The organism is Pseudosulfitobacter pseudonitzschiae (genome assembly GCF_900129395.1).
GTDB classification, from domain to species: domain Bacteria; phylum Pseudomonadota; class Alphaproteobacteria; order Rhodobacterales; family Rhodobacteraceae; genus Pseudosulfitobacter; species Pseudosulfitobacter pseudonitzschiae.
Genome location: NZ_FQVP01000003.1, coordinates 202034 through 213682 on the forward strand (window position 1 = coordinate 202034; position 11649 = coordinate 213682).

Here is an 11649-nt window from a genome sequence, read left to right on the forward strand (position 1 = left end):
CCCCCGGTTCGCCGGGGGCTTTTTGCGTTTCAGGGGCCGACACCTTGGTCCACCGGCGGAGCAGGCGGTTTCAGAGCTTGAAACCTGGCTCTGGTGCTGCTGCGGGTTGCGGGGGCTCGACCAACTTGTCCGTCGCCGCGAGAAAAATACCGATCCCGTGCTCTGTCACACCGGCACCGGCCGCCGGTGCAATGTCGGCAATGACGATATCCCCGCACGCAGAGCTGTCCTTGGGGATGCTGAAGCTGGCCGACATCGACACGATGGCCTCTGGCGGTAGGGTGCCTGCATTCCTGAACTCGGGAATGTCGTTGATCTTGCCCTGGCTGGAAACCAGCGTACCGCGTGCAGGATGCGATTTGATGAACAGCGTCTTTCGACATTCAGGCGCATCGCCCGTTCCCCAGAACATCACCGGCTCCATCATGTCGGCGCCGGTGTCGTCTTTTCCATATTTGTCATGGAAGGATGAGACCAATGTTGCAAAGGGGACTGTACCGGGCACCGCGAATGAACGGCTGATGGCGGCGAAATGGTCAAAATCACCGCCGATATGGGTCAGGTTCCAATATTCGGTGGTCCCGTTTTCCAGCACAAGCACGACAAGTGTCAAAGTCGCACCGACGAGGTCCGGATCGCGGCCTTGCCACGCCGCCTGATAGACGATCTTGCCATGTTCAGCCAGCTTCCCAAGGGCCTCGGCCGTGCTGTCGGTCAGGCGGATGCCCAGCAGGTCATATTCCACCTTGGTGCGCATCAAGGTGTCACCTTTGGACACCGGGGTATCTGTGGTCGCTGGTGCAGAGGATGGGGCTGGAGAGGCGGCCTTCTCTTTTTCGGGTGGTATCGCAGTTTCCACGTCGGCCACCTCGACCAGCGCAAAGGCTTCCGCCGGGATCGGGTCGAACCTGTGTCCGTTTGACGACGTTGGCACCACGCGCAGCAAGCTCAGCGGTACGCCAATGTTTCCGTTTTTACCCGTCGGGGTCGGGGTGCCTGCCTCGAATTCCAGATAGAGCGCAATGTTTTGGCGTCCCGACATCAGCTGCTCGGCAAGTGCGGGATCGGCGGGGATGCGCGGCATCGACAGGACGCGATCAGAGAACAGGCCGGGCGTCACCCAATCGCCCCCCTTGGCCAGAATATGACGGATCAGGTTGTTTTCCAACGGAACAAAATTATCGGCCCTGATCTCAAAACTCCCATCGCGGCGCAGTTTGAAAAGAGTGTCACCACGCAGGACAATCTCTTGTTTGTCAAAATCATAGTCGGTGATTTTCGCGGTGATCGTATAGCCAAAGCGCACCGGAGCGGTCAGCGCCGCCCGCTCAATCTGCGCACGGACGTTTTTCAACTCTCTTGCGGCAAGGAAATTCGGGTCTTTCTCCACCAGATTGTCAGCGTCGAACAGGCCGGAAGTTTCCTCTTCCGGGCGTCGCTTGTAACGGGTCAGATAGCTTGCGACGATGGATTTCAGCCTGGCGTCATCCATGGCATCGTTTGCATTGGTCAGCAAAAGCCGCTGATAAGGGGCAAGATCCTGCTTGTCCGACGGCTGTAGCAGCGTCAGAACATTGTTGCCGCGGGTGCCCTCGACCAGCGTGACCAGCTGAACCTGCGAACCATACCGGGCGCGTGCCGATTTCAGGATCCGATAGGCGCAATCCCCGACACCGACAAAGGCCATATGTTCCGGGGTCGAAATCTGTTTGATATAGGCATCGGTTTCATCTTCGGGAAAGACCTGCGCATACAGACGTGGTTTGCCGTCCGTGCCAAACACCTGTTCGACCGCCCCGAGATAGTTTTCCTCTGGCTGGTCCAAGCAAGTCATCTGGACAGTAATCGGCTGCGTTCTGTTTCGCGTTTCGGGGGTATAGATCAGGTATACGCTTTCACCCTCGCTCTTTCGGGGCGTGAAGGGAACGGTGGGCACGGTTTGCGCCTGCGATACCTCGGCCACGGGGTCGGCGGGTGGTGGGGGCGTTTCGATCACGGCTGGGGTGGCGGTTTCCTGCACCGGCGGTTGCTCCGGCTCTACCTTGGGCATTTCGGCCCCGGCCAGGTCCAACAGAAGCTGCCCGTCGGCTGTCTCCAGCCAGAGTCGCGTCACGTTGGCATTCGCCGTCACCCCATTGTCCGCCATGTGAAACGAGGTCGGGTCGACCACCATGTCCAGGCGCGCGGTCAGCCTGCCCTGATTGACCAAAAGGCTTTCCGCCTCTTGCGCGTCCAGTGGCAGGCCGTTTCTGCTTAGGTTCGGGAGGGTCCGATCAAATTGAACCGCAAAGGGAAAAATGGTCCGCCCTATATTCGCATAAGCCAGAAGTTGGAAATAGCTGTCGTCGGATTGCGGGACCATGGCGTCAGGCACGTCCGAGCGAAACAAACGATTTGTGGCACCGCCGACAACGGAGTTAGTTCCGGCTGCTAAAATCAACGTACCATTGTCGAAATCATAGCGCGTCGGCTGCCAGTCCTCCACGATGGTCACTGCGACGGGTTCGGTGGCCTTGAAACCCGTGATATAAGCGATCAAGGCATCCAGATCGGCTTCGTTCTGGACAAAGCTCAGGTCACGTCCCTGCAATTCGCTGCGCGTGAACTGTCCGGTATCGTCCTTGAATGCTCCAACATTCGGCTTGCCGTTTGCCTGGTTGAAAACCTTGGTAACATAGCGCAGGGCGTCGTTGCGTTTCTCTTCTTCGGATATGGCGAAATCGTAATAGGACAACCACAGACGGGTTTGTGGCGTGAAATCGCCCGCATTGGCGTGTAAAGTGGTCGGGCTTTCCGCCTTTGTCTTCAGGATCTGGTCCAGCAGAGCCTGTGTCGGTTGTCCGCTTTGCGGCGCGCCGGTTGTGTTTTCAAATGCGATGATTGCTGCGCGTGTGCGTCGCCCCATCAAGCCGTCAGACGGTCCGGGATCGAACCCACGCGCAGCCAGAGCAGCCTGTATGTCGCGGATCAGGAGGCTGGGCTGCACAACCTCGCGCGGCACAGTCTTTCCCGGTGCGGGGGCAGCCTGTTGCGTTGATGGTCTTGGCGGTTCGGTCTCGTTCGAGTTGCGGATCGCCTCGTTGACACCGCGCAAAACCAGCCCCCTGAGGAGGTCTTCGGGTGACTGTGCCTGTGCGGGTATCGCCGATGCCAAACCAAGAATCATAAAGCCGATGTAAAATTTTTTTGTACGCATGGAATGCCTTTCGAAATATCCTTTGGAAAAATAAGCAAAAGCTGCCAGTTGCCGTCAAGGTTTCAAGTCCCAGAGCCCTGGAAACGCAACGGCGCATGCTGTGGCACCGGTTTGCTCGCAACCTTTGGTTCTCGCGGCCGACCGGTCACGGTTTGCCCTGCGGAGCGCTGAAAATGTGCAAGAGGGCTTTTTCGTTACAAGATCATCGCTTAGCGTGAGGCCGAACAGGGCAGGGCAGGGCATGGCGGATCAGAAAAAAGTACAGATCAAGGGGCTGATCCGGTTTTCCTACCTGTCTGAAAACGGCTTTGCCAAGTCCAAGCAGGGTGTCGAGAAAACGCGCCGGATGCTCTATGATCCCGCGCGGCTGGAACGCCGGTTCGCATGGTTTGAAAAGCTGGCCTTTCACACGCTGACCTTGCAGGACGATACCGATTTTTCCGTCGCGATCCTGATCGGTGACAGCTTTCCCGACGCCTACCGCACCCGGCTGGAAAAACTGGTCGACGGGTTCGCGCCGGCGCAGATCGTGTCGCTGCCGCCAATGACCCATGTGCAGGCGGTGAAACAGGCCTATTTCGCGCTGCCCGACGACCCGCAGGCGACGCACATCGCAACCTTCCGGCAAGATGACGACGATGGGATGCACCGCAGCACCATCTCCCGTATCCGCAAGCTGTCGCGGGCGTTGCTGTCCGCGCGGCCTGTCGATGCGCCGTTTGTCATCGGCTTCAATCGTGGCTTTTACCTGAACACCAGCGCTGACCCAATGCTGACGGAACGGTTCGAGCGGACCCCGTTGGGCATCGGCCTGACCCTGGTCGCGCGCAAGGGCGACCACGCGACCGTGTTCCGGCGCAATCATCGCCAGTTCACGCAATACTATGACTGCTACACCGAGGTGGCCGAACCGATGTTCATCCGCTCGGTGCATCAGGACAACGATTCAGGGGCCGAGCCGTCAGGGCGCGAGGGCAGCTTGCGCCCGCGCGGCATCCTGCGCGTGCTGCGCAAGGGCTTTGGGCTGACGCCCGAAATGCTGGAAGGTCTCTGATGTCCCCCAATGTGCTGGGCGCGTTGCTGATGATGGCGTCGATGGCGTGTTTCACGCTGAACGACACTGCGATAAAACTGACCGACGGGGCGTTGCCACTGGGGCAGTTGCTGACCCTGCGTGGCATCTTTTCGACTCTGCTGATCTTTGCGCTGGCCCGCTATCTGGGCGCGCTGCGGTTTAATTTGCGGTGGCGTGATTGGGTGCTGGTGGGCATCCGTTCGACCAGCGAGGTCGTGGCGGCCTATTTCTTTATCACGGCCCTGATGAATATGCCGCTGGCCAATATCACGTCGATCCTTCAGGCGCTGCCGCTGACCGTGACACTGGGCAGCGCGCTGGTGTTCCGTGAGGCCGTCGGGTGGCGGCGGGCGGTGGCGATTGGCGTGGGCTTTGCTGGCATGTTGTTGATCGTTCGACCGGGAACCGAAGGGTTCAACGTCTGGTCGCTGTACGGTTTGGCTGCGGTGCTGTGTGTGACCGTGCGCGATCTGGCAACGCGACGGCTGTCGCCGGATGTGCCGGGCATGACCGTCACCTTCAGCGCCGCTTTTGCAGTGCTGCTGTTTTTCGGCGCTTTCAGTCTGGGCGAAACATGGCAGCCGGTCACGCCGCGCCTGTGGGCCTTGCTGGCGGGATCGTCGGTGTTCATCTTTGGCGGCTACTATTTCAGTGTGCAGGTGATGCGCACTGGCGACATCGCGTTCATCGCACCGTTCCGGTACACGGGTCTGATCTGGGCGCTGGTGATGGGGTGGCTGGTGTTCGGCGACTGGCCCGCGCCGCTGACCCTGCTGGGGGCGGCCATCGTGGTGGGCATGGGGCTGTTCACCCTGTACCGCGAGCGGCAGTTGCTAAAGCGTTGAGAACACCCGCCGCACGTGATCCGCGTCGATGTTGAACACGTCGCGCAGATGCGCCTCGCCCTCGGCGTCCAGCAACTCCAACGGCACCGGTTTGACGTTGCCCTTCTGACGGCTGTCGTTGAATTCGTTGTGCCCGCGCAGCACCATATCCTCGTTGGTGATGGTGACCGTGGGCATGTTCTGCGCCACTTTGACGTGGGCAAAGTTCATCACGCTCTGAACAATCTTGGGTTTGAACATCAACCCCAGACCGGCCGTGGTATAGGGCAGTTTCGTCGGCATCGCTTCGATCCCCTTGGCGCTGGCGCGCGCGACAAAGCCCTGGTTGAAGTCGATGGCCACATATTTGTTCTTGGCCGCCAGCCCCTTGATGTCCTGCGCCACCTCGCGCAGCCGCTCGACATAGCGCACGCCTACGGCGTCGTCGTCGTCCATGCGGAATTGCAGACAGTGTTCCCCGTCAAAGGCGCGCACCTCGTTGATCGCATCCTGCATGATCTTGCGGTGCCGCTTGGGCGGATAGGCGGCAATGATCGCCTGCGGCACATCGGCCAGCAAGGCGTCGAGCCGTTGGCGGTAATGGTCGGGCAGGCTGTCGCCGATCACCACCAGAAAGGTAAAGTCGGGATCGGTCTGCGCGCGCAGCGGGGGCAGGGTGATGGTTTCAAAGGTGGCAAAGCGTTCCTCCATCCGCGCAGGGGAATAGAGATAGGCAATGCGCTCTTCCAGCGTGGGGTGGTCCACCTGAAAACCGCCGATCGCGGGATACGAAAACCGGCACAGCCCGATCACTTGCATTGCACTGCCCTTTGTCCAAATATGCCGGGCGACCATGACAAGGGGCGGGGGCCTGTGCAAGATGCCTCCCATGGGCTGCGCGCCCGGACCGGTGCTGTTGACACCCGCTGCGACTCCCCCTATACGCGCGTCATCTCGGTGAGGGAGCGGCCTGCTCTCGTCCCGAAATCAGATATGAAGTGCGCACGAACCGGTCTCCTATGGACCCGTTCCTCTGGAAACACACCGCAACGTTCGCCTCGGTACGGGAACGTCGCGGTCATTTCTGCATTGGCGCACTATGCGCAACGTATAACGCATCTTTCGAGGTGCACCTGAGTTGGTCCGTGGACGCGCGGACAATTGAATTGAAACCGCGGGGTCTTCCCGCAGCACATGTGTAAGACGGGGAAAAAACCGGAATGCCAACGATCCAACAGCTGATCCGCAAGCCGCGCCAGCCTAAAATCCGACGTTCGAAATCGACGCACCTGCAAGAATGCCCGCAAAAGCGCGGCGTTTGCACACGCGTTTATACAACAACACCCAAGAAACCGAACTCGGCGATGCGCCGCGTTGCGAAGGTGCGCCTGACCAACGGTTTCGAGGTCATCAGCTACATCCCGGGCGAAGGCCACAACCTTCAGGAGCACTCTGTGGTTCTGATCCGTGGCGGCCGTGTAAAAGACCTTCCCGGTGTCCGTTACCACGTACTGCGTGGCGTTCTGGACACCCAAGGCGTCAAAGACCGGAAACAACGTCGTTCGAAATACGGCGCGAAACGTCCGAAGTAATTGTTCGCGCTTTTGCCCGCCACGGGTGAAAGCGCACTGGTCTTACCGCGGCATGACTGCGGGACAGATTGAAAATTCGCTCTCGCATCTTGCGAAACAAATCAAATTGCTGCCAGTCCTGTCATCGTGACAGCTGTGCGGCCACCGTAGAGGGAAGCTGAGGATGTCACGTCGTCACGCTGCTGAAAAACGCGAAGTCCTGCCCGACGCCAAGTATGGCGATAAGGTTCTGACAAAATTCATGAACAACCTGATGCTGGACGGTAAGAAATCGACCGCCGAACGCATCGTCTACAACGCACTTGAGCGCGTTGAAGGCAAAATCAAACGCGCCCCCGTGGAAGTCTTCCACGAAGCGCTGGACAACATCAAACCATCCGTCGAAGTGCGTTCGCGCCGCGTCGGTGGTGCCACGTACCAGGTTCCCGTCGAAGTGCGCCCCGAGCGCCGCGAAGCCCTGGCAATCCGCTGGTTGATCAAAGCCAGCCGCGCACGGAACGAAAACACCATGGAAGAGCGCCTTGCAGGCGAGCTGATGGATGCCGTTCAGTCCCGCGGTACAGCGGTGAAAAAGCGCGAAGACACACACAAGATGGCCGACGCCAACAAAGCGTTCAGCCATTATCGTTGGTAATACGTCGGTTCTCCGACGCAATCTCTGAGGAAGCAGCCCAATGGCACGCGATTATCCGCTCGACCGCTACCGCAACTTCGGCATCATGGCGCACATTGATGCCGGCAAAACCACCTGTTCGGAACGCATCCTGTTCTACACAGGCAAGTCGCACAACATCGGTGAGGTGCACGACGGCGCCGCAACCATGGACTGGATGGAACAAGAGCAAGAGCGTGGGATCACCATCACCTCGGCTGCGACCACCACGTTCTGGGAACGCACCGAAGACGGTGAGACACCCGACACGCCCAAGCACCGCATGAACATCATCGACACCCCCGGCCACGTGGACTTCACCATTGAAGTCGAACGTTCGCTGGCGGTTCTCGATGGTGCGGTTGCCGTTCTCGACGCCAACGCCGGTGTCGAGCCGCAAACCGAAACCGTGTGGCGTCAGGCTGACCGCTACAAGGTTCCGCGCATCGTGTTCGTCAACAAGATGGACAAGATCGGCGCGGATTTCTTCAACTGCGTTCACATGATTCAGGACCGCACCGGCGCGACACCCTGCCCGATCCAGATTCCGATCGGTTCCGAGAACGAGCTGGAAGGCATGGTTGACTTGGTCACCATGGAAGAGTGGGTCTGGGAAGGTGAAGATCTGGGCGCAAGCTGGGTCAAGAAGCCGATCCGTGACAGCCTGAAAGATCTGGCTGACGAATGGCGCGCGAAAATGATCGAAGTGGCCGTCGAAATGGACGACGACGCGATGGAAGCATATCTGGAAGGCGAAGAGCCCGACGTGCCGACTCTGCGCCGCCTGATCCGTGCTGGTACTCTGGCGATCAAATTCATCCCCGTCCTGTGTGGTTCCGCGTTCAAGAACAAAGGCGTCCAGCCTCTGCTGAACGCCGTGATCGACTATCTGCCGTCGCCGATGGACGTTGTCGATTATATGGGCTTCAAACCCGGTGACGAAACAGAAACACGGAACATCCCGCGTCGCGCGGATGATGCAATGGCGTTCTCGGCGCTGGCGTTCAAAATCATGAACGACCCCTTCGTCGGCACCCTGACCTTCACACGCATCTATTCGGGCGTGCTGAACAAGGGCGACACGCTGTTGAACTCGACCAAGGGCAACAAAGAACGTGTTGGCCGTATGATGATGATGCACTCGAACGAGCGTGAAGAAATCACCGAAGCGTTCGCGGGCGACATCATTGCGCTGGCCGGTCTGAAGAACACCACAACCGGCGACACGCTGTGCGCGGTCAACGACCCGGTCGTTCTGGAAACGATGACATTCCCCGATCCCGTGATCGAGATTGCCGTCGAGCCCAAGACCAAAGCCGACCAGGAAAAAATGTCGATGGGCCTGCAGCGTCTGGCCGCCGAAGATCCCTCGTTCCGCGTCGAGACCGACATCGAATCCGGTCAGACCATCATGAAGGGCATGGGCGAACTTCACCTCGACATTCTGGTGGATCGTCTGCGTCGTGAGTTCAAGGTCGAAGCGAACATCGGTGCCCCGCAAGTGGCCTACCGCGAGACCATCAGCCGCGAGACCGAGCATACCTACACCCACAAGAAACAGTCGGGTGGTTCGGGTCAGTTCGCCGAGGTGAAAATGATCATCTCGCCGACAGAGCCGGGCGAAGGTTTCTCGTTCGAGAGCCGTATCGTTGGTGGTTCGGTGCCCAAGGAATACATCCCGGGCGTTGAAAAAGGCATCCGTTCGGTCATGGACAGCGGCCCGCTGGCTGGCTTCCCCGTGATCGACTTCAAGGTTGCGCTGATCGACGGTAAGTTCCACGACGTTGACTCGAGCGTTCTGGCGTTCGAAATCGCGGCGCGGATGTGTATGCGTGAAGGCATGCGCAAAGCCGGTGCGAAGATGCTGGAACCGATCATGAAAGTCGAAGTTGTGACACCGGAAGAATACACCGGCGGCATCATCGGCGACCTGACATCGCGTCGCGGTCAGGTTCAGGGTCAGGACACCCGCGGCAACGCGATTGCGATCGACGCATTCGTGCCGTTGGCCAACATGTTCGGCTACATCAACACCCTGCGGTCGATGTCTTCGGGTCGTGCGAACTTCACCATGCAGTTCGATCACTACGAAGCTGTTCCGCAGAACATCTCGGACGAGATCCAGTCCAAATTCGCCTAACGGGATGGCGGGGGATGCCCCGCCCTACCGACCACTCGTAGGGCGGGGCCTGCGCCCCGCCTCCCCACCAAGACAAATAGGAGACCTCCCCCATGGGTAAGGCAAAGTTTGAACGTAACAAACCGCACGTGAACATCGGCACAATCGGCCACGTTGACCACGGTAAAACCACGCTGACGGCTGCGATCACCAAGTATTTTGGTGACTTCCGCGCGTACGACCAGATCGACGGCGCGCCCGAAGAAAAAGCCCGCGGCATCACCATTTCGACCGCCCACGTCGAATATGAAACCGAAACCCGCCACTACGCGCACGTCGACTGCCCCGGCCACGCTGACTATGTGAAAAACATGATCACCGGTGCGGCACAGATGGACGGCGCGATCCTGGTTGTGAACGCAGCCGACGGCCCGATGCCGCAAACCCGCGAGCACATCCTGCTGGGCCGCCAGGTGGGCATCCCCTACATGGTTGTCTACATGAACAAAGTGGACCAGGTGGACGACGAAGAACTGCTGGAACTGGTGGAAATGGAAATCCGCGAGCTGCTGTCCTCGTACGAGTACCCCGGCGACGACATTCCGATCATCCCCGGTTCGGCCCTGGCCGCCATGAACGGCACCGACCCGGAAATCGGCGAAGAGTCGATCAAGAAGCTGATGGCCGCTGTTGACGAGTACATCCCGACACCCGAGCGTGCCGTGGACCAGCCGTTCCTGATGCCCGTCGAAGACGTGTTCTCGATCTCGGGCCGTGGTACCGTTGTGACCGGCCGTATCGAGCGTGGCGTGATCAACGTGGGCGACGACATCGAAATCGTCGGCATCCGCGACACCAAGAAAACCACCTGCACAGGCGTGGAAATGTTCCGCAAACTGCTGGATCGTGGTGAAGCTGGTGACAACATCGGCGCCCTGCTGCGCGGCATCGACCGTGAAGGCGTTGAGCGTGGTCAGGTTCTGTGCAAGCCCGGTTCGGTGAACCCGCACACCAAGTTCGAAGCCGAAGCCTATATCCTGACCAAGGATGAAGGTGGCCGTCACACGCCGTTCTTCGCGAACTACCGTCCGCAGTTCTACTTCCGGACCACAGACGTGACCGGCACCGTGAACCTGCCCGAAGGCACCGAAATGGTTATGCCCGGCGACAACCTGAAGTTTGACGTCGAGCTGATCGCACCGATCGCCATGGAGCAGGGCCTGCGCTTTGCGATCCGTGAAGGCGGCCGCACCGTCGGCGCCGGCGTGGTGTCGAAAATCGTCGAATAAGATCCTCATGCGGGCCCCGCGCCCGGATGACATCTGAAACGAAAAGGCCGCAGCAATCGCTGCGGCCTTTTTGCGTTTCAGGCGGAAGCGTTTCAGTTCTGCTTTTGCGTCTGGCTCGACAGGCGCTCCGCGTATTCCTTTTCGGCAGCGGCCTGGGCGTAGACAGCCGCGCTGTCGGTTGCGGCGCGGCTCAGCTCGGGGAACAGGTCCACCACGGCGCCATCCGACCGGGAGTGTTTCGCTTTGGTGTTGCCGGGTTGCAGGCTGTCGGACCAAAGACCATCCCCCATCACCACCGGATGCAAGTCAAACACCAGGTGGATATAGGTGACGTCCGATGCCACGACCCGTTCAACCCCGTCGTGATCCAGAAGCGCGCTGATCTTGACCAGCTCCTTGGGGGTGTCGCTCTCGTCATCCTCGGAATCGTTGATCAGGATGCGCTGGTTCGGGTTCAGCAAGCTGTCACGCAGCGGCTGTTTCTTTCCCAGCGCGCCCTTGCGGATCAGCACCGGTTGCAGATGGGGGTTCTGCGCCAGTTCGGCGGCGGTCAGGCGGCTGGAGCCGATCCAGCGGATCGCCTGATAGCCGCGTTCGCGGGTGATCACCTCGTCGTCGACTTCAAGATTTTCGATGGCGACCAGGCCCCTGCGGGTGGAGATTTGCGTGCCGGTGGTAAAGCTGACCATGCGGCGCTCCAGGTCGGGAACGGCGGTCATCTTGAGGTCTGTGCCAGACCGGTCTGCTCGTGTGCCGGAAAAGGGCTGGTCCGGGGGAATTTGATGGCTCATTGCGAGGGCTCCACTGGTTCGAGGATGGCCCGTGGCAATCCTGCCGCCGGGCGATGCGTGTTCACGTCATTGCAGCTTGGAACCGGTGTGAACGGCCCCTTGCCGTGCCCG

At 59.7% G+C, this 11649-nt stretch carries 9 protein-coding genes; 6 read left to right on the forward strand and 3 right to left on the reverse strand.

Translation table 11 applies throughout. The annotated features are described in order from the left end of the window. Positions 1 to 70 precede the first annotated feature (70 nt). The gene (locus BUC08_RS09030) at positions 71 to 3196 is read right to left on the reverse strand and encodes a peptidoglycan-binding domain-containing protein (protein WP_051694705.1); all 3126 of its coding nucleotides are present in this window, start codon (positions 3194 to 3196) and stop codon (positions 71 to 73) included. A gap of 241 nt (positions 3197 to 3437) precedes the next feature. Between BUC08_RS09030 and BUC08_RS09035 the strand changes: the two genes are divergently transcribed. Beyond that, positions 3438 to 4250: a glycosyltransferase gene (locus tag BUC08_RS09035; protein WP_037931598.1), complete on the forward strand. Its 813-nt coding sequence runs from the start codon at positions 3438 to 3440 to the stop codon at positions 4248 to 4250. Next, positions 4250 to 5116 (forward strand): DMT family transporter, encoded by an 867-nt coding sequence (locus tag BUC08_RS09040; protein WP_037931600.1) that lies wholly within the window; start codon positions 4250 to 4252, stop codon positions 5114 to 5116. The genes BUC08_RS09035 and BUC08_RS09040 overlap by 1 nt, the downstream gene beginning before the upstream one ends. On the opposite strand, the gene BUC08_RS09045 is transcribed toward BUC08_RS09040, so the two are convergent. Next, a complete protein-coding gene (locus BUC08_RS09045; protein WP_037931603.1) occupies positions 5105 to 5914 on the reverse strand; it encodes a putative rhamnosyl transferase in 810 nt (269 codons plus the stop codon). The genes BUC08_RS09040 and BUC08_RS09045 overlap by 12 nt on opposite strands. A gap of 401 nt (positions 5915 to 6315) precedes the next feature. On the opposite strand from BUC08_RS09045, the gene rpsL reads away from it, so the two are divergent. From rpsL to tuf, 4 genes are all read left to right on the forward strand, one after another. Further along, complete coding sequence (rpsL, locus tag BUC08_RS09050) at positions 6316 to 6687, forward strand: 30S ribosomal protein S12 (RefSeq protein WP_028957955.1); 372 nt, start codon at positions 6316 to 6318, stop codon at positions 6685 to 6687. Positions 6688 to 6850: 163 nt separating this feature from the next. After that, positions 6851 to 7321: a 30S ribosomal protein S7 gene (gene rpsG, locus BUC08_RS09055; RefSeq protein WP_028957956.1), complete on the forward strand. Its 471-nt coding sequence runs from the start codon at positions 6851 to 6853 to the stop codon at positions 7319 to 7321. Between the two features lie 40 nt (positions 7322 to 7361). Then, positions 7362 to 9479: an elongation factor G gene (gene fusA / locus BUC08_RS09060; RefSeq protein ID WP_037931606.1), complete on the forward strand. Its 2118-nt coding sequence runs from the start codon at positions 7362 to 7364 to the stop codon at positions 9477 to 9479. Positions 9480 to 9571: 92 nt separating this feature from the next. Beyond that, entirely contained in the window at positions 9572 to 10747 is a 1176-nt protein-coding gene (gene tuf, locus BUC08_RS09065; protein ID WP_073194193.1) for an elongation factor Tu, read from the forward strand. A 92-nt stretch (positions 10748 to 10839) separates the two neighbouring features. On the opposite strand, the gene BUC08_RS09070 is transcribed toward tuf, so the two are convergent. Next, entirely contained in the window at positions 10840 to 11538 is a 699-nt protein-coding gene (locus tag BUC08_RS09070) for a Hint domain-containing protein (protein WP_081855349.1), read from the reverse strand. Positions 11539 to 11649: the final 111 nt, after the last annotated feature.

What these genes read in the sequence shown, in the direction of transcription:
- rpsG (WP_028957956.1), top strand. Translation starts at nt 6,851, where the DNA reads ATGTCACGTCGTCACGCTGCTGAAAAACGCGAAGTCCTGCCCGACGCC.
- rpsL (WP_028957955.1), top strand. Translation starts at nt 6,316, where the DNA reads ATGCCAACGATCCAACAGCTGATCCGCAAGCCGCGCCAGCCTAAAATC.
- tuf (WP_073194193.1), top strand. Translation starts at nt 9,572, where the DNA reads ATGGGTAAGGCAAAGTTTGAACGTAACAAACCGCACGTGAACATCGGC.
- BUC08_RS09040 (WP_037931600.1), top strand. Translation starts at nt 4,250, where the DNA reads ATGTCCCCCAATGTGCTGGGCGCGTTGCTGATGATGGCGTCGATGGCG.
- BUC08_RS09045 (WP_037931603.1), bottom strand. Translation starts at nt 5,914, where the DNA reads ATGCAAGTGATCGGGCTGTGCCGGTTTTCGTATCCCGCGATCGGCGGT.
- BUC08_RS09070 (WP_081855349.1), bottom strand. Translation starts at nt 11,538, where the DNA reads ATGAGCCATCAAATTCCCCCGGACCAGCCCTTTTCCGGCACACGAGCA.
- BUC08_RS09030 (WP_051694705.1), bottom strand. Translation starts at nt 3,196, where the DNA reads ATGCGTACAAAAAAATTTTACATCGGCTTTATGATTCTTGGTTTGGCA.
- fusA (WP_037931606.1), top strand. Translation starts at nt 7,362, where the DNA reads ATGGCACGCGATTATCCGCTCGACCGCTACCGCAACTTCGGCATCATG.
- BUC08_RS09035 (WP_037931598.1), top strand. Translation starts at nt 3,438, where the DNA reads ATGGCGGATCAGAAAAAAGTACAGATCAAGGGGCTGATCCGGTTTTCC.